Annotated in this window: 20 protein-coding genes and 1 tRNA gene; 10 read left to right on the top strand and 11 right to left on the bottom strand. The window is 46.5% G+C overall.

Features of this window, described 5'->3' with window-relative positions; translation table 11 throughout:
* Positions 1-37: 37 nt before the first annotated feature.
* From KS4_RS01125 to KS4_RS01135, 3 genes are read right to left on the bottom strand one after another with little or no spacing between them, the layout of a single operon-like run.
* Positions 38-1,324 (bottom strand): restriction endonuclease subunit S, encoded by a 1,287-nt coding sequence (locus tag KS4_RS01125; RefSeq protein ID WP_145073385.1) that lies wholly within the window; start codon positions 1,322-1,324, stop codon positions 38-40.
* Positions 1,317-3,782, bottom strand: a complete 2,466-nt coding sequence (locus KS4_RS01130; RefSeq protein ID WP_145073388.1) for a type I restriction-modification system subunit M — start codon at positions 3,780-3,782, stop codon at positions 1,317-1,319. Before KS4_RS01130 ends, KS4_RS01125 begins: the two co-directional genes overlap by 8 nt.
* A gap of 6 nt (positions 3,783-3,788) precedes the next feature.
* Positions 3,789-4,769, bottom strand: a complete 981-nt coding sequence (locus tag KS4_RS01135; RefSeq protein ID WP_200761446.1) for a restriction endonuclease — start codon at positions 4,767-4,769, stop codon at positions 3,789-3,791.
* 78 nt (positions 4,770-4,847) lie between these two features.
* Between KS4_RS01135 and KS4_RS01140 the strand changes: the two genes are divergently transcribed.
* The 5 genes from KS4_RS01140 (at position 4,848) to KS4_RS01160 (ending at position 8,610) form a co-directional block, all read left to right on the top strand.
* Positions 4,848-5,198 carry a hypothetical protein gene (locus tag KS4_RS01140; RefSeq protein ID WP_145073393.1) on the top strand — a complete coding sequence of 117 codons (351 nt, stop codon included), beginning with the start codon at positions 4,848-4,850 and terminating at the stop codon, positions 5,196-5,198.
* Positions 5,199-5,251: 53 nt separating this feature from the next.
* A complete protein-coding gene (locus KS4_RS01145; RefSeq protein ID WP_234698838.1) occupies positions 5,252-5,539 on the top strand; it encodes a MarR family winged helix-turn-helix transcriptional regulator in 288 nt (95 codons plus the stop codon).
* 1,124 nt (positions 5,540-6,663) lie between these two features.
* Positions 6,664-6,921 (top strand): helix-turn-helix transcriptional regulator, encoded by a 258-nt coding sequence (locus tag KS4_RS01150; protein ID WP_145073399.1) that lies wholly within the window; start codon positions 6,664-6,666, stop codon positions 6,919-6,921.
* A 3-nt stretch (positions 6,922-6,924) separates the two neighbouring features.
* Positions 6,925-7,179: a helix-turn-helix domain-containing protein gene (locus tag KS4_RS01155; protein WP_145073402.1), complete on the top strand. Its 255-nt coding sequence runs from the start codon at positions 6,925-6,927 to the stop codon at positions 7,177-7,179.
* Positions 7,180-7,251: 72 nt separating this feature from the next.
* Positions 7,252-8,610: a tyrosine-type recombinase/integrase gene (locus tag KS4_RS01160; protein WP_145073404.1), complete on the top strand. Its 1,359-nt coding sequence runs from the start codon at positions 7,252-7,254 to the stop codon at positions 8,608-8,610.
* On the opposite strand, the gene KS4_RS01165 is transcribed toward KS4_RS01160, so the two are convergent.
* A tRNA-Tyr gene (locus KS4_RS01165) sits at positions 8,576-8,658 on the bottom strand. The two genes, KS4_RS01160 and KS4_RS01165, sit on opposite strands and share 35 nt — an antisense overlap.
* Before the next feature lie 391 nt (positions 8,659-9,049).
* Between KS4_RS01165 and KS4_RS01170 the strand changes: the two genes are divergently transcribed.
* Entirely contained in the window at positions 9,050-9,688 is a 639-nt protein-coding gene (locus KS4_RS01170; protein ID WP_145073407.1) for an HNH endonuclease, read from the top strand.
* 461 nt (positions 9,689-10,149) lie between these two features.
* On the top strand, positions 10,150-10,743 hold the full coding sequence (locus tag KS4_RS01175) for an HdeD family acid-resistance protein (RefSeq protein WP_145073410.1): 594 nt from the start codon (positions 10,150-10,152) through the stop codon (positions 10,741-10,743).
* Positions 10,744-10,833: 90 nt separating this feature from the next.
* On the opposite strand, the gene shc is transcribed toward KS4_RS01175, so the two are convergent.
* The 6 genes from shc to KS4_RS01205 all read right to left on the bottom strand — a co-directional run bounded on the left by shc (position 10,834) and on the right by KS4_RS01205 (position 18,395).
* On the bottom strand, positions 10,834-12,903 hold the full coding sequence (gene shc, locus KS4_RS01180) for a squalene--hopene cyclase (protein ID WP_145081322.1): 2,070 nt from the start codon (positions 12,901-12,903) through the stop codon (positions 10,834-10,836).
* Positions 12,903-13,583, bottom strand: coding sequence for a TetR/AcrR family transcriptional regulator (locus tag KS4_RS01185; protein ID WP_145073413.1), 681 nt, complete (start codon positions 13,581-13,583; stop codon positions 12,903-12,905). The genes shc and KS4_RS01185 overlap by 1 nt, the downstream gene beginning before the upstream one ends.
* Positions 13,584-14,051: 468 nt before the next feature.
* Positions 14,052-14,726 carry a PEP-CTERM sorting domain-containing protein gene (locus KS4_RS01190; protein ID WP_145073415.1) on the bottom strand — a complete coding sequence of 225 codons (675 nt, stop codon included), beginning with the start codon at positions 14,724-14,726 and terminating at the stop codon, positions 14,052-14,054.
* A gap of 367 nt (positions 14,727-15,093) precedes the next feature.
* Positions 15,094-15,954, bottom strand: coding sequence for a sugar phosphate isomerase/epimerase family protein (locus KS4_RS01195; RefSeq protein WP_145073418.1), 861 nt, complete (start codon positions 15,952-15,954; stop codon positions 15,094-15,096).
* A 125-nt stretch (positions 15,955-16,079) separates the two neighbouring features.
* Entirely contained in the window at positions 16,080-17,216 is a 1,137-nt protein-coding gene (locus tag KS4_RS01200; RefSeq protein WP_200761448.1) for a Gfo/Idh/MocA family protein, read from the bottom strand.
* 186 nt (positions 17,217-17,402) lie between these two features.
* Entirely contained in the window at positions 17,403-18,395 is a 993-nt protein-coding gene (locus KS4_RS01205) for a GntR family transcriptional regulator (protein WP_145073423.1), read from the bottom strand.
* Positions 18,396-18,656: 261 nt separating this feature from the next.
* Here KS4_RS01205 and KS4_RS01210 point away from each other — a divergent pair, with 261 nt between their 5' ends.
* From KS4_RS01210 to KS4_RS01220, 3 genes are all read left to right on the top strand, one after another.
* Complete coding sequence (locus KS4_RS01210) at positions 18,657-21,755, top strand: FAD-binding and (Fe-S)-binding domain-containing protein (RefSeq protein WP_145073426.1); 3,099 nt, start codon at positions 18,657-18,659, stop codon at positions 21,753-21,755.
* 173 nt (positions 21,756-21,928) lie between these two features.
* Positions 21,929-22,501 (top strand): GNAT family N-acetyltransferase, encoded by a 573-nt coding sequence (locus KS4_RS01215; protein ID WP_145073429.1) that lies wholly within the window; start codon positions 21,929-21,931, stop codon positions 22,499-22,501.
* Complete coding sequence (locus KS4_RS01220) at positions 22,470-23,051, top strand: GNAT family N-acetyltransferase (RefSeq protein ID WP_145073431.1); 582 nt, start codon at positions 22,470-22,472, stop codon at positions 23,049-23,051. The genes KS4_RS01215 and KS4_RS01220 overlap by 32 nt, the downstream gene beginning before the upstream one ends.
* A gap of 88 nt (positions 23,052-23,139) precedes the next feature.
* On the opposite strand, the gene KS4_RS01225 is transcribed toward KS4_RS01220, so the two are convergent.
* Positions 23,140-23,856 carry a hypothetical protein gene (locus KS4_RS01225; RefSeq protein ID WP_145073434.1) on the bottom strand — a complete coding sequence of 239 codons (717 nt, stop codon included), beginning with the start codon at positions 23,854-23,856 and terminating at the stop codon, positions 23,140-23,142.
* Between the last annotated feature and the right edge of the window lie 48 nt (positions 23,857-23,904).

Raw genomic sequence — 23,904 nt, forward strand, 5'->3', positions numbered from 1 at the left:
TCTGTTTTTTCGTTCGCTTAATCGTCTTCGTACATTACTAAATCAATCGTGTTTTGCCCGTGAGTAACTGCTGCATCATCCCCTGCTTGATCGCCTTGGTTTTCTCTAGCCGTTTTTCAAGCTGTTCGATTTCTTCATCCATCTCCGTAAGGATCTCGGCGATGGCTTGTTGTTCTTTTGGAGAAATAATGGGGAATGGTAAACTTCTTAAATCAGGGATTGAGATTCCTTTTACAGTACTTCCGCTTCCAAGATCATCAATCATCTTTGCATTGTTCTCAAACCAATAATAGAGAAAATGAGCACAATGCTCTGGTTTTGTATAAATCGCCTTAAGGTCTTGGTTGATTGCTACGTCAATCTTATAAATAACCGCTTTACCGAGTGCCATGCGGGTAGATATTATAAGTGTTCCTACTGGGATAAGATTAGCCGCACTATTGCGCAATCCGTTCTGAGTTATTGATTCTTGGGTTTGATATGGATTAAAAGATGTAAAATCTTTTACCGTTACCCAAGGTATTCCTTCTCCCCAGAATGCAGGATTCGCACGACTTGGTGTTCCGCCCCCTAATAGTTTCTCAATGGCTCCCTCTAATACCCCATGTTTCCACTCGTCTTCAAATCCGGGCAGGCGTTTTTTGCCGGTGAGGAGTTGTTGCATCGTGGCCTGTTTGATGTCGCGTTTCTTGGCGATCAGCTTCGCCAACGAACACACCAACCCATCCACATCCGACAACGCCTCCGCAATATTCTGTTGTTCGATTACTGTGGGAGGAATCACAAGAGGTATGTCTCGTACAGTCTGGAGATTGATGCCTGCTTTAGCACCTTGATCGGTTGTTGATTTGAAGCGTTGTTGACTGGGGCCATATGCTAAAAAATATGCAGTGAACTTAGTATTTATAGTTGCGTTTTTTGGCATCCGTACCAAGGCGATGTGTTGATTGATATATGCAGGCTTTGAAACAGAGCTATCGATATAGGAAATGATACCAATATCAGCAGTCACTGATATCAACAGGTCACCTAAATGAAGTTGGGTTCTTGCACCTTCGTGATCATTATCTGGTAGTGATATAAACCGCACATTGCTTAGGTCAAGATGAATGTTGTTGCGGCACATATTTGTTATGCGTACAAACAAGCTACCGTATTGGCTATAGAACTTAGCCCAACCACGTGATCCACTTGTAATGAATGGCATAAAGCTGTTAATAGTTGTTTCAACCCAATCCTCAGGAAATGATCCCAAAGTAGTCTTCCTAAACCGAGTAGTTTGCTTCGATTTAGTTACAGCATCTAGAACAGCAGAGTTAGCCATGGATCGCCACTCCCATCTTCTCAAGATGTGCGGTGACCTTGTCGGCAAGGGTATCGACTTCGCTGCTCAGTTCGGGCAGTGTCGCGGCATAACGCTCTTCAAGCAGTTTGACCCGCTTCACTAACCCTTGAATGATCCGCTGCACTTCACTCTCCGCTGCTGCGGTCATCGTGGCAAACCATTTATCCTCGATCACAATCTCCTTGATCGTCTTCTCGGCCAGCTTCTCATACTTGTGTAGCGTGAGCAGATCGAGTTCTTCCTGCTTATCCTTGGCGAGTTTCTTGGCTGTCGCTTCCGCTTCAAGCAGATGTTTACAGCGTTTAAGAATGTCGATCTCTTCGGAGGAGCCACTTCCCTTAATGTCCTTAAGCCGCTTGGTAACGCTTGCCTTGCTGATTGCCCCCTTGTCGGTCTTGGCATCTTCAAGCCAGTTATCTTCCGTGGCTGACTGCTCTTCGATGAAGGCTTCAGTTTTCTGCTTCACTTCTTCATAGATTGCTTCAAGGTTCTCAACTTGGGTTTTCTCTTTGCCAAAATAACGAGCCACAAGTAACGCAGGCGGCACAAGATCCATGATGTACTTATCCCGCTTGATCGTCAGATGCGGAACCTCTTTGATCTTTTTCTTCTTATCATCAATCGCTTGCCGTGGCTTCGCCGCTTCCAGCCAATCATCTTCATTGATCAGGTACGCATCGTCCTGCATCTCCTGTTCCCAGTAGTCCATGAGCTGCTGATAAATGTCATACGAGCTAAGTAGCGGCACATCCGCAAACCGCACCAAGAGATCCTCAGCCAAATCCACGATAAGCTGCTTAGGATGAACTTTGTCTGCTTTAAGGTTTGTCAGACGCTTACGATGAGCATCCTGCCACCCGATCATCAGATCTTTGATTTGCTCAGCATAAGCTTTGTACTTCTTATTGTTGAGGATGGTTGCTTTTACTTCGCTCGGTTCAACCTTGGCAGCAAAGTAACCATCACGCTCCCCATTCTCAAAGAGCTGATTCTTGAGTGAGCCAAACACTTTCCAGTAGGGTTGCAAGGCTTTGATGTCACGTTCAGGGATGCCACCGTTGAGATGGGCATCAAGATCATGCAGATCCTCCGGTTCGGATGAATCAATGTAGCGAGGAATGTTCAGGTTGTAATCGTTCTGCTCAATCTCAGAGTTCAGCACCATACGCGCGTAGCGATCTTCAGGTTTCTGGTTGTTGAACACATCAACGATGCGGTGGATGTCCTGTTCACGTAGACGGTTCTTGTTGCCATCCTTGATGAAGCCCTTGCTCGCATCGATCATGAAGATGCCGGTTCGAGCTTGAGCGTTTTCTTTATCGATCAGGATGATACAAGCAGGGATACCCGTGCCATAGAAAAGGTTGGCGGGGAGGCCGATGATGCCTTTGATGAGTCCGCGCTTGATCAGGTTCTCACGGATCTCAGATTCAGCATTGCCACGGAACAGCACACCATGCGGCAAAATGATCGCAGCCTTACCCTTGCTCTTAAGTGACTTAACGATATGCAAGAGGAAGGCATAGTCGCCATTCTTGGCAGGAGGAGTGCCATAGCCATCAAAACGCTCGAAACTGTCCTTAACGGTTTTGTCCGTGTTCGATTCAAACCCACTCGACCATGCTTTAAGAGAGAACGGTGGATTGGCGACAGCAAAGTCGAAGGTTCTTAGCTTGTTCGCACTCTCGGTCATTTGAGGTGAAGCGAGTGTGTTGCCTTTGTGGATTCCAGCATCGGCGTTGTCGTGCAGGATCATGTTCATCTTACAGAGAGCGTAAGTGGCGTTGTCGTTCTCTTGGCCGTAGATAGAGATCTTGTTGTTGGTTTCGTGTGCAACTTTTAGGAGCAGAGAACCTGAGCCGCAAGTAGGGTCGTAAACTTCTTTACGGCTGCTAGTCTTGGCATCAACACCCACAACTTTGGAGATGATATGAGAGACTTCAGCAGGCGTGTAGAACTGCCCTTTGCTCTTGCCTGATTCGGTCGCAAAGTGGCGCATGAGATACTCATAGGCATCACCAAGCAGGTCATCACCATCAGCTCGATTGCTTGAGAAGTCTAGGCCACCAAAGATGTTGACCAGCTTGGAAAGCTTGTCCATCATCTCCTTGCCACTGCCAAGATGATCGGCATTGTTGAAGTTCACCAGACGGATCACATCGCTAAGATCAGCATTTGCTTTAGCGATCTTGCCAAGGATTTTATTGAGTTTGTCCCCGATCTCCTTGTCGCCAGATAGAGCCACAACATCGTCGAAGGATGCTCCCTTGGGAACTTCGATATCTGCCCATTCATTGTTGGCATACTTGTCTGAGATGTACTTCATGAAGAGGAGGGTAAGGATGTAGTCCTTGTACTGGGATGCATCCATGCCGCCGCGAAGTTCATCGCAGCAACTCCATAGGGAACTGTAAAGTTGTGACTTTTTTAAAGCCATGTGAGTTTAATCCTCATCATCGTTGTCTTGGTTGGCAACCGCCCAGACCCGTTTCAGTGGGATATCTGCTTTGATATCCTCATCGAGATCATTGTACACCTTTAGAAACTCATCGATCAGATCACTGCGATCCCACATCCTGACCTTGAAAAAGAGCCTCGGTAGTTCGTGCTTGATTGTTTTCTTAAATCCACCCCAACACACGAGTAGACCTTGATCTGCTCCTACGTGCTGCATTGTTCCGACAAGTTGGTCGAGAACCGGCCTTTCAAGCGGTGAGTCCTGACTCTTGACCTGAACACAGATTCGAGGCTGGCCAAAGCCTAGAGTGTCAGGAGCGGCCAGTATGTCGATGCCACCGTCTGCACCCTTATCTGATCTGTGTGTTGTAAAACCTTTGGCTTTTAGGATTGCTTCAACCAATGCTTCAAGGCCATGCCCCTTGAACTTAGCTTGTATAGTTCGTGCGATATGGTCGTTGGCAATCTCCTCGATATCGATTTCTTGCTCATTGCCGTTCACGATATCCTGATCATCGTCACCATTTGTAACAGGTGTTTTGATGGATACCCCAACCGATTTCCATCCGTTTGCCTGCATTGCTCTGATGCGTTCCTCTGAATCGTTCCGCTTGATCTGACAGATCGTTGATATAGAACCCAATGAGTACAGTAAGTCCTGATCAAAATTAGTTCGAGGTACATCTGTTTCTATCCAATTGATCGTGCGATGGTGGTAGTACGGATTTTCTGCATCATCGCTGTACACGTAGTTGCCTGTGATCTCTCCTATGTGGATCGTCTTGCGTTTGCTAGGCATACATACCCAATCACCAGCTTTCATGCGCTTGGTGAAAGCCCATATCTGTCCTGAGTTTTGGCTGCGGTGTGCTTTGGTGAAATCTGGATAGAACTTCTCAAGATACTCATGCAGCTCTTTGCGATCTTTAAGCTTGCTAAGGTTTTGCTTAAATCCACTCCATGTCAAGTAAATGCGATTTTCATTTAGAAACTTGCTTTCGTGTTCACAGTGTCGTCCAGATCTAAGTAGCCAAAGTGCCATTGGATGCCCCGTTTGGTTTTGCGGATAGTTTTGCAGATTGTTGCTGCCAATGCTCTATCAAGCAGTGGATTTTTGATTATATCACTACGCCAATGTTCATATAACCCTTTGTTTAATGATGCTTTGGTGTTGTTTGTAGGTGTGGTAATGATTGGTGTGGTGTGTGTTGTTTTAAAGCTTGTGAATGCCCATGTTTACGTTTTGTGTGGCTATTTGTTCTGCACTTTAGAAGAAGAAATGCGAGGCAGATTGTTATGCCCTCTTCTTCATTTTGTAAACATTTTTATGGAGGTATATCCTTGGAACAAGAAAGCACTAAAAGTAAACGTAGTAAAAAAACAGAGTACTCACTGATGATGGCTAGAGTGTTACAAGCTACTGATGAGTTTCGGTATTTGAGCAAAACAATGTCGGTAGCATCGCTACAGGCCTTCTACTTCATCGCTTCAAGAGCACCTGAAAGCGTATCGTTTACTGAGGTAGCAGATATGATCGGATCGCAGCAATCATCAGTACACAGAGCAATCTACGTCTTGGCTTGCGATGGTGTAGGGAAAGTTAAAGGGCCTAGGTGTGGTTTGGTTGATATCGCAGACGATCCTTACGACAGTCGTAGACGGCAAATCAGTCTCACTAGGAAGGGGGATGAGTTGGCAAAGAAACATAACTTCATCCTTCAACGCAGGTGGTTTTAGGGAGCGATGAACCACAGAAGAACTTGGAGACAAAGGTAGTGCTTCTACCCCCTGCCTGAGTACCCATTCCTATTAGTCCGTACTTAGGAGAGAAGGGGGAGGTATTTACTATATATTTAATATATAAGAAGTATATGAAGTGTAGTAGATTAAGTTAAGATACCTCCCCCTCCTTATCCAAGGATAGTAAAGATTAAATATTGAATACAGTATCTCCTGTGCTACTAATCTTATTGAGAAACAGATAATCAACCTACTTCATTGATGAACCGGAGAAAAACTTGGAGACAAAGGTAGTGCTTCTACCCCCACCTGAGTTCGCATTTCTATTAGTTCGTACTTAGGAGAGAAGGGGGAAATATTTACTATATATTAAATGTATTAGATATATATGAACTGTAGTAGATTAAGTTAAGATACCCTCCCCTCTCTATCCAAGAATAGTAAAGATTAAATATTGAATACAGTAACTCCTGTGTTACTACTCCTCTTTGATGTAAGTCTTACTACTTCATTGAGGTAGTGTGTATATATATCAACACTCTTACTTGATTGTGAGGGTGTTGCTTTCCCTGTGGTTGGGGATTGTTGTGTTGTAGTCTTGTCTCATTGAAAGATGAGAGAAGGCTTTCCTTAAATCTTGGAGTGTAGAGGGAGAAGATGTTTCAGGTACAAAACATCTGAGAGGTCTTTTCCTACCTACCCCAAAACCCAGTCCCCCCTGTACCCCCGTCAACTTCGGTTAGGTTTAATCAATCAAGGTACAGGGGAGAAAAAGCTAATAGATCAAGACAATGCTTCCATGTTTCATTCGTTATGAATGTTGTGTGGTGGTGTTGTCTCTTTTACTTCCGATGTAGACATGATTCTTCTTCAAATTAAACACATAAAACAAAGTTAATCTTGTACGTTCCATCTAGATTTGGTTTGTGGCCGCATAAAGGCTTTGTGTGTTGTTGGTGGCCAATCTCATTGGTTGAGTTTAAGAACTGTTCTGTAGGGTGTGTATGGCTCTTTGTAGCTATTTGAAGGGTTATGTTTCATCAAGTTAATTAATCCGATGTTTGCCTCACTCGTTGTTGGGTGGGGTTTTATTTTATTTTTATTCAACGAAAGGTTTTGAAATGGTTGTTCAGCAACAACAATCTAAACAAAAGCGCATGATGCCACTGCATTATGTCAACAACAAATCAATGTCTGAGTATCTCGGTGTTAGTACTCGTACGCTCTATCAGCTTAGAAGGCGTGGAAAAGATCCAATGCCATCATTCATGCTTGGTTCTAGGGTGTTTTACATCCTTCATGATGTGGATGAGTGGATAAAAAGGCAGCGTGAAAACACAGCAACAATAACCAAAAATAAGAAAGTTCAGGAGGTATAAACAATGAATACAAATATTCAAGCAAGTAATGAGCAGGACATGAATGATCAAAAGCCTGCAGAGTACACTCAAAAATATTTTACAGTTAAACAGATTGCTGAAAGAGCTGGTTTAACTGAGACAACGATCAGAAGTTACGTTAAGAATAAAGGGCTTCCTGTTATAAAAATAGGCAAGGGTTCTAGGTGTACTTCAAGAATCGCTGTAGATGTATTCGACAAATGGTTTTTGTCGTTTTCTCAATCATATAACAACTAACAAACAAATATTTTGTGCGTATGTCATGCTAAGAGCTTGACACCGTTACTTCATCACAGGATCATTTTTAACATGAGTTCAATACGACCTAGAGTTTCACTTCGAATCAATGGCTGCAAAACGGTAGATATCTATCTTGGGGCAAAGTTTAAAACGAAGACTTCAATCCTTGACGCTAAAAGGCATATCTTGAATCTGAGAGATGCTAAGGCTTCCGGTTCTTCTGTCTCACGAGTTACTTCTGAGTGGGTTTCAAGCATAGACGACAAGCTTCATGATCGGCTTGTACGTTATGGGCTTGTGAGTCCTCGAGAAGTTTCTCAGAGGATGACATTGGGTGATCTTTTGAAAGACTATATCACTCAGAGATCAAAGGATCGTAAGCTTGGGAAGACAACAGAAGCTAAAGACAATCAAACCAAGTTGGATCTTGTTGAATGCTTTAGTATCACAAAGCTACTATCATCGTTTACTGTTGCAGATGGAAAGAGATACCGCACACATCTAGAGAATCGCAGTAGCAGACGTAGCAACAAACACGTGCGGCTCGCAGAGAACACGGTTAATCGTAAGTGTGGGTATGCCAAGGCTGTGTTTAAGTGGGCGGTGGACAATGACTGGATGGATTTTAACCCCATTCACCAAAAGGGTATCTCAACCGCTACTCGTGGCAACAAGGAAACTAAGTTCTATGTTGATCATAATCTCTCCTCTAGGGTTTTAAATGCTCTAGATAGAGAGTGGTCATTGTTGTTTCTCTTTGGCCGGTATCTAGGTCTAAGGCTTCCAAGTGAGATTCAGAAGCTGAAATGGGAGCATTTCGACTGGGTAAAGTGTCAGATACTTATCCATGCGCAGAAAACTTCCACCAAGCGATACCCTCCTCTGATGCCAGAACTGAAAGCTCATCTCGAAACTTTCTATCCTCGAGCTGCAGAGATGAAGGGGTATGTGTTCTCATCCAAGATGAGAAGCTACAAAGGCCTTGCTGTTATGTTCCGTAAGGAGCTAAAGAAGCATGATATCGAGTGCTGGGATAAACCCATGCAGAACCTGAGAGCTTCTTGTGCTCGAGACATTATCAGAGAGTTTGGAGCTAAGGCAGAGTCCGAGTGGCTCGGACATGGTGAAGATGTCGCCATGGAGCACTATGACATGCTCACCGATGAAGAGTACCAACAAGCAGTCTCTCGTCCTGCTCAGGTAATCAAGCAAGCTGTACCCGTTGGCGTACCACCCGTTGTAACTGATCAAACCGCAAAAGTGACCGACATATTGACCGACACTTATAGCAACACATGGGATCAGACAAAAACAGCAACCCCCTCTAAACATAAGAAAACCCCACTTTTCAGTGAGGTTTGGTCTTATTTGAGGGACATTGCTGTCCTATCAATGGGCGAAGTAGGATTCGAACCTACGAAGACGTAAGTCAACGGGTTTACAGCCCGTCCCATTTGGCCGCTCTGGCATTCGCCCTGAATGTCATTTTAGAGCCTGCAACAGAACATTCCGTTAGATTGCAGACCAACAATTTAATCCATCCTGTCGCCAGAATCAAACCACATCGGTTTCTTGGGGAGATCATGGGTAAAACCGGTGTTATTCAGTCCAGAGAATTCATTTCACGGAATTCCCGCCTGTAGGTTCTCAATTCATCTTATCGATAAATATATTAGCCCATTCAATCTTCGTTCAAGTTCTCACAAAGAGCGTATGGGACTTAAATTTGTGTCATAGCAGACTTTATGGAATCTTTGTTTTGCGGAATGCTAACTTCTCGTTTACGATGAATACATCATTTCACATTAATGTTTAGTTTTAGTAGCAGTTTGTTTTGAATCATGACATAGTTTTTTGAAAGTTTAGCATGGATGGACAAGTTTCAGCTCTGAATAGTCACGTTTTGGTTCTTAACAAGCTATGGATGGCAGTCCGTGTGATTGATGCCCGTCGAGCTTTCTCGCTCGTTGTTCGCGATCTTGCCGAAGTCATTCGCGTCGATAACAACACATACACAGGCCACGATTTTGATTCATGGACCGAAATCGCCCAGCTCCGTGATGAATACGATGACTTTGCTACGCATTATTATGAATGGGTTCGCACTGTTCGTATGGAAATTGCGGTACCTAAAGTGATCCGTCTGCTTGGTTATGACCGTGTTCCTAAGCAAGACGTCAAGCTTAACCGTCGTAATATCTTTGCCCGCGATCACAATCGTTGCCAATACTGTGGCTACCAATTCCCAACCTCCGAACTCTCACTCGACCACATACTTCCGCGTTCACAAGGCGGCGGCTCCTCATGGACTAATCTTGTTTGTTGTTGTGTTGCATGTAACACCAAAAAAGGTGGGCGTACGCCGCAACAAGCGCATATGAAACTCATCACCAAACCCATCAAGCCCAAGAATCATCCGGTCATTTCAGTCAGACTTGGGCATGAAAAATATCAATCGTGGAAGCAATTCCTTGATCACGCATACTGGTCTGTTGAACTTAAGTAGTGCATGGTTTAATAGTCATACATCAACAAAGATAAAAATCTTCAAGACAATCATTGTGTTTTTAGCCATTGGTGCGCCTTTTGCGGCTAGTGATATCACATTAAGCCATACAGATGTTTCTTTGACGATTAAGCAATGGCTTTGATCGTTCAGAAAGTTTCATGAATATCTGATACGGCTGAAGGTTAGGTGATTCAACAATTGATCAATGTGATCACCGCCTGCTTCGAAACGATCTATTGGCCAACGATTCGGGTGCTTTCGCAAGGCACTCTAGAATGTACGATGCTGTTCGTATAATACAAAACAGCATTCCAAATCTCGCAACGTCCTCATAACCTTACTTCAGTGCCCATTTTCCTGTTATCCCCTATTTCTCAGTCTCTATTCATCCTCTCTTGACCAGCTAGACGATACCTTTTTCAGTTTCATGAACTGCTTTATTGCACAGGTATAACGTCATGTCCGATGCCCCGTCTGCACCAGAAAAACAACCTCACCCGCTACATCCCAAGCCAACTTCGCGCTCATGCTTTATGACCCTTGGTATCCTCATGCTCATCCTTGGCACCGCCGCCATTATTCTGCCTGGGTTCGGCACGATTGGGGCCACGATACTCATTGGTTGGCTCCTTCTTTTTTCTGGCCTGACCCAGATGATTCATGCCTACAAATCTCAGCATGGCTCACATCGAACATGGCACATGATCATCGGCCTACTCGGCATCATCGCTGGTTTACTCCTCCTCCTTGAGCCCATCCAAGGCGCATACGCAGTCACGCTTGTTCTTGCCTTTTATTTTCTTTTCATTGGCATCACACGCATCGGTATCTATAACAAAGTAAAACGTGCGCGTCGTGCAAAATGGATCGTCGCATCAGGCTTCGTCGATATCATCCTCGCCGCACTGATTATCCTGTTCTATCCATCTGATGTGCTATGGGTCCCAGCCCTCATCGTCGGCATCGACCTCATCTTCGCAGGCTGGTCTATGATCATGTTAGGTTCAATCCCGTTCGGCCTCATCGCTGATCTTACCGACCATAAACACTAAATAAACAACAGCTCGGCAACATCCGGGGACGCCGGGAGACGTGAAAAGGGTCAGCATAAGCTGACCCTTATTTTACGCATATTTATGAGTTCAAAGCGATTTTTTCCTCAATCGCCCCATCGCCATTAATGGGAAATAATGCCGGTACATATTGTAGTTAATCATAAAACCGCGCGCCAGTTCCCTTCCCTGATCCAACGTCCCGCCCTGCTTCTGAACATCTGTACGTTCACCAATTCCATAGCCTGGGAACCCTGTCCCCGTATAGTAAGGCTCGTCCCATGTTCCAGCCTCCTGCGTTCGTAGCAAATAGTCAACGCCAAGTTGAATGCTATTCCTGTACTGCGCCGCAGTTTCTAAGTTAGGTGTGATCGATTCCAGACACATCAATGCCCAGCCTGTCTGCGAAGCTGTGCTTGGCCCTGTCCCCCTCAGGCTGTCATCCATATACGATGCGCATGATTCGCCCCATCCTCCGTCTTCATTTTGATGTTCAATAATCCAACTCCCTGCTTTAAGTACATACTCGCTACCCATATCTTCACCTGCCGCCCTAAGCGCTGGTAAGACTGCCGCGGTTCCATAAATATGGTTAACGCCCCATCTCCCAAACCATGATCCCTCCGCCTCTTGTTCCGACTTGACGTAATCCATTGCCGCTTTTAATGCCGGATCATTTTCTTGCGTGTGTCCCAGCTCCGTCAACGCCTCAATGACATGGCATGTCACGTCAACCGATGGCGGATCTAACACTTCGCCAAAATCACAGAATGGGATCTTTGTAACCAGAGGCTTGCAATTATCCTTATCAAAAGCGCCCCAGCCCCCGTTCTTGCATTGCATCGCCCGTACCCATACCTCCGCTCGAGCAACCGCATCTTCTATTCGTCGATTAGTTTCCTTGTCTACAGATCCCTTCATCTTGGTCAAAACCAGCATCACTACAGCCGTATCATCAATATCCGGATAAAGCTGATTCGCCCGCTCAAACGCCCATCCCCCCGGCTCAACATCTTTTAATACCACCGACCAATCGCCCTTCACCCTGATTTCTTTCGATAAAATCCATTCCATAGCCCGTTGTATTGATTCACTGTCGCTTGGTTTTATTTCGCAATCAAGCATCGCCAGCATCGATAATACTGTATCCCAAATAATCGAATCTGATGCTTGTAAAAATACACCGTCCTCTCGTTCGATCTTCCAGTGTGTATTAAATGCTTCAAGACCTAACTTAACATTAGGCTGATCAAGGGAATAACCTTCACATCTCATCGCCATTAATGAATAAATCCAAGGCGGTTGAATACCGCCCCAGGCACCATCCCAATCTTGGTGCTTTAAAATCCATTCCATGCATGTTTTTATCGCTAGTTCACGGAACGGCTTAATCGGGCTTTTGATATATAAATTTAATACCTTATCCGCATAAATAAAGAAACGCTCTACAGATAGTAATTCTGTTTCTACGGTTAATCGGTAATCAAAATTTTCTCTTCCTTCCGGAAAAAGCTCGTCTAATCTAGCATTAGCCGGAAGCGGTACGACGTATCGCCGTGCAGATAGAATACACAGAGGCACAATCGTCGCTCTTCCCCACTGTGCAAATTGATAAATATTCATCGGAGCCCAGTTTGGTATGAATATTAGTTCCGGCGGTAGTGCCGGACAATATTCCCACTTCCACTCACCAATCAAAGACAACCAAAAACGTGTAAATACCCTCAGCCGCTGCATTGCGTGATTAGAAAAAATCCACTCTCTTGCTTTGACTAGCAATGGATTGTCTGCCTTATACCCAGCTAATCTAAGCGCCGCATAGCACTCTACTGTTGTATTCACATCCCCGTGTGGCGCATCATAGTAAATTTCCCATGATCCATCTGCTCGCTGCATCGACAGAATAGACTTAATCACCCCCTCATACTTATCATCCTTCGGAATACCCATCACATGCTGTGATAGCACCCACTGCGCCTCCATGCATGAATTCGATTCCAATTGGCCCGCCCAGAATCCCGTCTCATCCTGATTCTCCTCTAGCCATGCAATAGCACGCCTGATCCCTTCGTCTAAATCGATTTCAGGGCAAGGCGGCTCCGCCGATAGCGGCTCGGGTGTTTGCGTTGGCTTCAGTGCTTCTGAGTCAGATTGGGTCATCACTCAAACTCCTTCTGGAGATTATTCATATTATTCAAATCAATCCCCGCAGCCGCCATCCGGATCATCTGATCCAAATAAGCATCATCCACCGCCTCTTTGCTCTGTTCGTTTTCACCACTCAGTAGCTCACGAAACATCCCCTGATACTCGTGATAAAAATAGACCATTCCTCCCAACATCAACATCATCGCCGCTGGCGGGATATCTTTACGCACAATGCCCGCATCCTGCGCTTCCCGAATCCGCTCTGTTACCAAGCTAAATATCAACGTCTGTTCGATCGTCAATCCCTCACCATCACCTCCTTCCAGATGTGCCCACGCCGTGATCCGGATTAATCTGTGATGAGCTTTCAAAAACGCTGTCAATGTCCGAAGCCCATTACCCACCAGCGCCTCGGCTGTCCCTTCATTATCTCCCTTTTCACCCACCTCAAAGCTTGGTAACTGCCCCACTAGCCGCTCTCTCGCCGCATCGTACAGTCCACGTTTTGATCCAAAATGATGGTGGATCAAAGGTTTACTTGTCCCTGATTCTTTAGCAATATTTGCCATGGAAGTCGCGCTAAATCCTTTTTCAGCAAATAGTTGCTCTGCTGCGTCCAATATCGTCTCGCGTGCGCCACCAGTAGGCGATCCATCTTGATTTATGTTGATGTTTTGTGGTTTTGTAGACATATACAAGAATTAGGCTCGTGGTTGATAATACTAACCGATCGATCGGTCAGCCGGTTAGTAATCATCGTCCAATTACACTGATTTGTCAAAGCAGGGTTTCCCCGTTGCCCGGCCTGCTACCAAAAAAACAACAGCGACGATCTTTCGATCGTCGCTGCAATTGGTCGCCGCTCTTGGTCATCTATAAGCGTTTACGCGTTCATGTTGATAGACCTTCAGGCCGGACGTTTCAGGTTACATCAAGTTTCCTTCATGCGGTCTGATGAACGTCTGCGATTTAAGTGATTCACACGTAATCGCTCTGAATTACGTACCTTTGGGTACGCATTTTGAATCGGGCGTTCCACCGGGATCAGCGGTGATTTGCCCTGATCATATCTTCGCTGCACAGTTTTTATGAAAGAGCTGTGCGCTCTTTGACTCATTCAAGGGTCTAACTTAAGGTTAGATAGCTTCAATCAGACAGTATTATTTTCGACGACGAAGCATTGCAAGGCCACCAAGACCCAACAAAGCCAATGACGCTGGTTCTGGAACAGCACTGATATCGCCAACGAGCTGAATCGAATCAGTACCGCCTGGCCATGTCACTGTCTCAAGGTCAAATGAACCTGTGCTTGCTTCCGAGTTGAATGCTGCGAGTACAAATTCAACCGAATCGCCCTGTGTCAGCGCGCCGATACCAGAAAGATCGATACCAGTAGTGGTGACACCATTTTTCCCATCATTGTAGTCATAAGTGAACAAACTCACACCAGCCGTGCTACCGTTGACGTAGGCACGAATCTCAACGTCATCCGGACCTGTGCCCGAACGGTCAAGACGAATGTTCATCTCAGTCAAATCAATCTTGACTGCATCACTGACATCAAAGCCCCATGACCAGTAATCATTAGCAGCAACAGCAGCTTCAAAAGTTGTGCTAGCTGGATCCCAGTCAGTGTGGTTGAATGTGCTGAAGAACTGTGCGGTCAAGCCAGAGCCAGCCACCAAGTCGTCGGCCGAAACTTCAGCAGCAGTGTTTGAGTTTGCGGAAATGCTTGTGCCTGCAACCGTTGAATATTCAACAATGGTCGCAGCCGAGGCGCTACCTGCTACGCATGCAATCGCAGCGCCAGCAAAAAAAGTCTTTGCAAAATTCATCTTTTCTTCTCCTGATGAAAATACTAAATGTGTCCAAGTTTGAGAACACACGTTCTCTTTTCCTCCTCAGACGCCAGAAGAATACGCCTCATTTGTTAGCAAATGATTCAAACAAAACGAATAAACGCAGAGCATTAGGTCATCAATGTCAATACACAATCATGCCATCGTCATGATTGTGTTAAAAACCAGTGAGTTAAACTGGCTAATCTATGTATCTTTTTACTAATTATGAATTTGCGCCATTTATAATGTGAATAATATTCACATACCTATATTTGTTAGCATCGTTAGTTCTAGAAAAATAATCAAAAAAAGCATGCGTATTTGCATGCTTTTCTTTCAGTAAAACTATATTTTTATGTAATTAGGAAAGGTGAACACCAACTTCATCCAACAGCGATTTTGCCGTACGAACAGCAAGCTCAAACGTCTCTGTTGGCGTTAACGAAGCTAAAGACAAATCTCCTGTTCCCGTCGAATGTGTCGATAAGACCGCTTCTGAATGCGTAAGATGCGGCTCCACAATAATCGGCCCGTTAAATCCATGCTCCACCGCATCAGCCAAAATCTCTTTCGCCTTCGTGTCGCCCAGACCAATCGGCGTATGCTCATTATTCCAACGCTGATCCTTCAAGTGAAAGCAATCCGTCACATCTCTCAGTTTGCCCCACGACTCCATCGGCTTCTCGCCCGTACGCAAATAATTCGCAAAGTCGTAAATCAATCTAAATTGCTCGCACTGAAGCTCAGCCAATTCCAAAACCTGATCAGGATGATCGCCATAAATGTCCGATTCATTCTCATGATACAAAATCAAATCATGTTTCTTCGCAAGACCAATCAGTAACTCTAATCGACGAATTGATTCGCATCGCCACTCATTTTTCGATTGACCCTGTGCATTGTAATACGAAAAAATCCTCACTATTTTCGTTCCAAGTATCGGCGATAACTCAGCTAACCGCTCCATCTTCTCGACATCAATCGCAAAATCATCTGCAATATCAATTTTCCCGATCGGCGAGCCAAACATACAAACCTTCAGCCCTGCAGAGGATAACTTCGCATGTACTTCTTTTGCGATATACGTTGGCAAATTCGTGATGTTGTAATCGTCAATTGAACGTAAATCCAAATGCGTTAAACCGCACTGCATTGCCGCCAATATTTGCGCCTCAATTGTGGGAGCCGCCTCATCTGTAAACGCTGACAATATCGATGCCATCGATTCTATACCTTCCAATTTGTTCGTTGTTATCACTTGTATTGCGCGCAATGCCTAACCACACAATCATATCGACAGCATCACACTCACAGAACATCAAATCAAACAATCCGCACGCGATAAGCTCAGTTTTTTGCCTCAGCCGGTTCATTCTCTTCGCAAAGTAAATCAAACCTCGCTTGGAATGCTTCTGCATCCAAAGGTAAATCTACAGCCTGATTAATTAAGGTCGAATATAACATTGCATTTGCCATCTCCACCGACTTCATGCCTTCTTCCGCAACTGCTAGCGGCTCACCTTCGCCCAATACCGCCTTGGCGAATGCACTTAAATTCAACCGCAATGCTCTTCCGAATAGATCATCAAACGACCCTACCGGGATCTCGCACTTCCAAGGCCACGGATTGTCCCACATCCCGCCTGTCTCAATCACATCCTTACACGTACTTTCATTTCGAAGCAGCGTTAATTCTGTCAGATTATTGATCGTCAATAACCCTTTTTGTGTCGAGATCTCTATTCGGTTTCGACCCGGGCACTCACCCGTCGATGTCGTAAATATGCCCACAGCTCCATTCGCATATTCGAACGTTGCCACCACATCATCTTCAACCTCAATATCATGATGCTGCCCAAATTTACACACCGCAAATATACGTGTTGGCACACCCGTCAGCCATTGAATCAAATCGATATGGTGTGGGCACTGGTTCACTAACACCCCGCCACCTTCGGTCGCCCATTTTGCCCGCCATGTACCCGACTCGTAATACGCATTCGTCCGAAGCCAATCCGTAGCCGTGACATTCACACGAATAATCTCACCTAATTCGCCACTATCCAGTAGCTCCTTCGCCTTCGCTAGCGCAGGATAAGTTCTGAAATTAAAGACGACCGCAAACACTTTCGATTGATCCGTATGCGCCGCCAGCATCCGCTCGCAGTCGCGCTTCGTGACCGCCATCGGCTTCTCAGACAGGACATGCAATCCTGCACGCAGCGCATCAATCGCAATGTCTGTATGGAAGTAGTGCGGCGTTGCAATCAGCACAGCCTCCGCCATGTTCGATTTAATCAGCGCCTTGTGATCATAAAATGCTTTAACCCCATATTCATCCGCCACCTTGTCAGCAGCCTCAGAATTTACGTCACACACCGCAACCAGCTCAACATGATTCAGCTTTTCAACCGACTTTAAATGTTGCTGTGCAATGTTGCCCGTGCCAATAATGGCCAACTTCATTCTTTCTTTTGATGTCATCTTCATCAACCTTTTTTAGTAACCCGAGTCTGTGGAATCCATGCAATACCCATCATTGCGCAAGCAGTATCTATAACCTCTCAACCCGCCGTCATCTCAAACAGCAACTCTGAGCAGCCAATACCTACATGATGCAACGAAATCGATGAGTCTCTCGCAAGATCCTCCACAACTCATTTTGTTTATCTATACAAGAACCAAATCGCCGGTAAACGATTTGTAATTTATTTTCTTCTGAATCAGCGGCGTCTCCTGCGGCAACGCCCATTCAGCCGTCGTATCCGCCATCGAATCCCAATCACGCTCCAGCATATAAACACCACTTGAGTGTTGCAGGTTGTCTTCAAAATCAGTTAACACCATATGAAGATCCTGGCCTAAGCGAATCTTTCGCTCGTACGTCAAAGAATATAACTGCGAAGCCAGTTGGATTTCAGGACAGAACATAATCTGTGGACGCTTCATCTTCTCTAAAAACTCAGATGAAGCCTGCCAATACGCATGAGGTGTCGTCCCCTTAGCTCTGACCACCAAATTCGGAATCTTATTCAGGCCGTGTAATGCAGTATACGCACCAATCTCTCGCTCATACCAATACGGCAAATCAGGCACAAATGGCGGCAATAATAAACCCCAATCCAAATCCGGATAAATCGCATGGACCCGATCAATCGCACTTTTCACACCAACGATCTCGTCCGTATCGACAAAAGACGTGCGATGATGATGTCGGCTAATTAATATCTGAGGCACACTCGCATTCGCTAGCATATAGATAAAGTGAAACGAATTCTCATGCGGAATATACCAAACCACCCTCGATCCCGGCTTCGAAATCCGCGGCAGCTGAGCATTCACCTCACTCAACGACAATAACTCATATGGAATCCGATTTTGTAACTGCGAACACACGCGTTGCGCAAAATGCAACGAGGCATTTACAAAGAACAGCCGTGGCTCAGCCTTTTCCGGTATCGAGGCAAATGTACCCGATCCCTTCCTTGAATAAGCCCATGATTCAGATATCAGATCATTAATCGCCCTGTCTGCTGTCGCTCTCGCGACATTAAACTGAGCCATCAACTGATGGCGGGTTGGCAATGGTGTTCCCGGTGGAAACTTCCCATTACGAATTGATTGAATCAGCCAATTTTTAATATTCGCAGAAGGTGTATTCATATTTGCCTATCCTTCCCCTTAAAATACCCTTTAGAAGCAAAAAAACAAGGGTTTATAAAAATAATTATGTGCCTCTATGCCTAGTAAATTGTTGCTCAATGAGCGATATTGTATAAAAAATGAACACTCATTACACACCTCCCTTGTACAGTTCACTACCTCACCCCCTCTGCGTTACAATACCTCCAGATTGGGCTCGTGGCAGTGGTCTTCAGTGACTTCAACTACATAAGATACACCCCTGCAAGGGCGACAAGACCGATGACAACTGAGCAAATTGACCGCTTCAAACGCGAACTCAAACAAAATATCCAAGGCGATGTCACCTTCGATCAAATGACCCGTGGCATCTATGCCACCGATGCATCTCACTACCAAATGATGCCATCCTGCATCGTCGTCCCTAAAGACAATGCCGACACCATCCACGCCATCAAAATTGCCCATAAACACAACATCCCCCTCACTTCACGCGGCGGCGGCACCTCCCTCTCCGGTCAAACCTTCGGTCCCGGTATCGTCCTCGACTTCTCCAAATACATGGACAAAGTCCTCGAAGTCAACGAAGCCGAACAATGGGCTCGCGTTCAACCCGGCGCAGTCCGTGACCGCATCAACGCCCAATTCGCAAAACTAAACACCCCGACAGGGACAGGTCTGCACTTCTCACCCGACCCCGCCACCGGCTCACGCGCAACCATCGGCGGTATGATCGGCAACAACACTTCCGGCACACGCTCCATCGTCTACGGCAAAGCCATCGACAACGTCATCTCATGCACCTTCGCGCTCGATGACGGCACCATACTCGAATGCGAATCGCTTAACCAAACCGATTGGCAACACAAAGAAGAGCTCACAGATCGTGAGGGCGATGTCTATCGACAAGTTAGGCAAGTCATTGAACAAAACGCCGATGAAATCAAATCACGCTACCCCAAAGTCATGCGCCGTGTCTCAGGCTACAACCTCGACGAATTCGTCGACGGCGCTGGCTACACCGGCCCGATTGGCGGCCGCGACAACGCCGGTCATCGCCTCTGGAATCTCTCCAACCTCCTCGTCGGCTCCGAAGGAACCATCGGCATCCTCCTCGAAGCAAAAATCAAACTCACACCGCTCCCCAAAGCCACTGCCATCTGTGCCGTCCACTTCGATGACGATATCGAATCCCTTCGCGCTGTCCCAGAAATTAATAAGCACGATCCTTCTGCCGTCGAGCTTCTCGATAAAGTTGTCCTCGACGAAGCCATGCGTAATCCTGCCACCAAACACATGGCCACCTTCATTGATCCGCATCCCGATGACCCTGAAAACACAACACGAACACCTGCCGCCATCCAGGTCGTCGAAGTCTTCGCAGAAACCCCCGAAGAAGCATCTAACCGCATGTTAGCCTTCGCCGAAGCCATGAAATCCAAAGGCATAGGCTACGCACATCACGTCCGTACCGATCCCAAGCGCATCAATGACGTCTGGGAAGTCCGCAAGCTTGGCCTCGGCCTCATCTCCAACGTCAAAGGCCCTATCAAAGGCCAAGCCTTCGTCGAAGACGCCTGCGTCCCCGTCGAAGTTCTCGGCGACTACATCGCCTACCTCAAACAAATTTGCACCGACAAAAACGTTCCCACTTCAATGTACGCTCACTCTTCTGTTGGCGTCATCCACTTCCGGCCTATGATCGATCTGCACGACCCCGAGCAACGCCAGAAAATGGTCGAGATCGCCGAAGCCGCTTTCCATAAAGTCTGCGAATACGGCGGCACCTTCGCCGGTGAACACGGCGACGGTATCGTACGCGGTCAATTCATTCCCACCTACTACGGCCAGCAAATCTACGACGCTTTCAAACAAATCAAAAATATCTTTGATCCCAAAAACCTCATGAACCCCGGCAAGATCATCGATACGCCATCCATGATCTCTAACCTGCGCTATGGCGATCAATACCGCGTCGCCGAAATCCCATCAAATTACAACTACCACGATCAAGGCGGCTTTCAACTCGCCGTCGAACAATGCAACGGTGTCGGCGCTTGCCGCAAAGTCGGATCTGGCACCATGTGTCCTTCCTACATGGCAACACGCGACGAAGAAGCCACGACCCGCGGCCGCGCAAACGCCCTCCGTCTTGCCATGTCCAATCAACTCGGCAAACTCGGCCTCTCCTCCACTCGACTCAAAAAAGTCCTCGACCTCTGCCTCGCATGTAAGGCATGCAAGTCCGAATGCCCCAACGCCGTCGACATGGCCAAGCTCAAATCCGATACCCTCCAAATGCACCACGACGCGCACGGCACACCCCTCGGTTACAAACTCATGGGCCGTGTACCACAAACCGCTAAACTCATCGCAGGCCCACTCGCCCACATCAATAACGCCATGATGAAACTTCCCGGCGTAAACATTCTCATGGAAAAATTCCTCGGCATAGACCGCCGCCGACCCATGCCGCCCTTCGCAACCACAACCCTCAAAAAAGAACTCGCAAAACGTAACCATCGCGCGCCTTCTCAACAGTCAACTCCTGCAACCAACGTGACGAACATGGGGGGGAAGAAAGTCGTTCTCTTTGACGATACCTACGCTAACTACTTCGAACCACACGTCGGCCTCGCCGCCGTCGACCTTCTCGAAGCCGCCGGCTACGAAGTCATCATCGCCAACGCAGGCTGCTGCCAACGCACACGCATGTCCAAAGGCCTCGTCCGAGAAGCCAAAAAGCTCGGCACCAAAACAATTCAAAATCTAGACAAAATCGGTCGTGACGCCAATAACCCAAATTCAGGGGGGGCACCTATCTTATGCTTAGAGCCATCCTGTGCTTCCTCGCTTGTTGACGATCTCCCTGACCTCATCGACGATACTGAAATGTGTAAGCGTGTTGCCGCTCGCGTCAAGATGATCGACATCTTCCTCCAAGAAGAAGGCATCTCTCTCGAATCAACCGTCGGCGACATCCTTCTACACGGCCACTGCCACCAGAAAGCTATGTTTGGCACAACCGCCATCGAAACACTCTACGAAAATATGTCAGATGCTTCCTGCGAAGAAGCCGGCGCAGGTTGTTGCGGCATGGCCGGATCCTTCGGCTACGAACAATTCGACGTCTCCAAACTCGTCGGCGAAGAACGACTCTTCCCCGCCGTCCGCAAAGCCGTCTCCGAAGGCAAGACCATCGTCGCTTGCGGTATCTCCTGTCGCCATCAACTCCACGACTTCCTCGACGTCAAAGCCAAGCACTTCGTTGAAGTCGTCAAAGTCGCCGCTACCAATCACGCCCAGAAAGAATCTTTCGGGGGTGTGGGGGATGGTTGTTGCGGCAACTGCACCTGCGACAAAGACAAACCCACTTCCTAACCAATATAATTCCTGCAACTCAAAATAGCCGGCGACTTCCGGAGGCCACGTTCGCCGAGCTCATGCCTCAATCCCTCCACCACCCCACAACGACTTTCTGCCTCATCTCTGAGCGAGCATCTTTCCGCTCCTCAGCCATTTACCTCACTGCCACCTAACCATAAAATAGCCGCATGGCCCCTAAGCATCTCAAAACCAAACGTCTTTATCTTCGCGATATCGCTCAATCTGATGCCGATCAGATTGAGCAGTTGATGACAGACGGCTCCGTCGCCCACGCCGCACCCGGAACACCGCACCCATATACTTGCGATGAAATCCTTCAGCGAATCACCGACAACCTGAAAGACATCGAAAAGAAAACAGGCTCCCATCTCGCCATCTGCCTCCAATCCACTGACCAACTGATTGGGCTCGCCAATCTAACCGTCACAGCACATCACCGTCATGCCGAAATCGGTTTCTGGCTCGGCTCAGACTACCGTAACCAAGGCTACATGACCGAAGCGCTCAACGCCGCAATTGACCACTGGTTCAACGCATACAACCTCAACCGCATTACCGCTCATCATCTCGCCCTCAATACCGCCTCCAGCCATGTCATGCAAAAACTCGGTATGACTCAAGAAGGCATCTTTCGCAATCACATCTTTCACAACAACCAGTACCACGACATTGTCTGGTACGGCTTACTAAAATCCGAATGGGGTAAACATGGCCGCAATCAACCAAACCAACCAAACTAACACACAGTTAAAAACCGATCGTCTGATCCTCCGCCACTTCACTGCCGACGACGCGCCCCGCGTCTACGACCTGCTCAAAGACAACATCATCAGCAAATACATCAACTTTCTCCCCAGTCCGTATGAGCTGCAGCACGCAACTGACTGGATCGCCACACATGAAAAGATGCGAGAAAATCAGACCGGCATCAATTTCGCCATCATCATCAAAGACACCAACCAGCCCATCGGCGTCGTCTCACTCGGCATGATGAGTATGCATCATCGCCACGCCGAACTCGGCTACTGGATCGGGCAACCCTATTGGAGCAATGGTTACGTGACCGAGGCTGCAAAAGCGATACTCGATTATGGCTTTAACGTTTGCAACCTCAACCGTATTTACTCGTATCACGTTCCCGAAAACACAGCCTCCGGCCGCATCATGGAAAAACTCAACATGGCCCATGAAGGCACACTCCGCCAGCACCTCAACCACAACGGTAAACTAACCGACTCGATCGTCCGTGCCATCCTAAAACAAGATTTTTTGTCTTCACAATTCCCGTAACCCTAATAGCCGCTGTTTCAGAGAGCTGTTATGACCAGATGCATGTCTCGTCCTCTCAATTTTCAAGAGCGATAATCAGGAATAAGCTTTAATTAAACTTTTTGATTGTTATCCCAGAAGACTTTTGTTTGAATATCAAAACGGGTTGAGATAAGAACGGCTTTAAATCCTTCAATATATATTTCAATGAGTGACGACTGCGTGCAATATTAATACGCCTTCGCTTGCCGTTATCATCGTAAACAAGATTGATTTCGTTTGCCATAAAGCCCTTTGTATCCACCTCGTCTTCGCGAACACACTTTGTGTTTTTCACAATGTATGCCGTTGTGAGCGTGATGTATTGGATGTATGCAACATCCTGAATTGATATGGTTTTTTTATATTGAATGAGTTCAATAGTCTCGGATTGTGGATGGATAACCAATGTTTGACGGTTACTTCTCGTGTAATACGTGATAGCTAACGGAAAAGCAATCATCCACAGGATTGTGATACATGTCATGATGATAGCAGTAAGACGGAGAGAAACGACCATCGGCGTGATAAATGAAGGAGGAACAAAATAACCAATACCAATGTAGAACGCAATGAAAAGTATAAGGGTGATAAATGCGTTTCGTATGATTTGTATGACCGGAAATCGCATCGGTATAAGCGTGATTTTCTCCGATGTTATATCCAGGATTGGTTTGACAGAAATCGTATGACCAATTCGACCCATCGGTTTTTGTTCATCCGAAAAAATATCCGGCATGTCGGCGCAACGAATGTCTGTATCATCATGCATGATGGGTGTTTCCATGATCAATACATGATAAAGAAACCGTGACCCTAAGTCACGGTTTAGTAT

It is taken from the genome of Poriferisphaera corsica, assembly GCF_007747445.1.
Lineage (GTDB): Bacteria > Planctomycetota > Phycisphaerae > Phycisphaerales > Phycisphaeraceae > Poriferisphaera > Poriferisphaera corsica.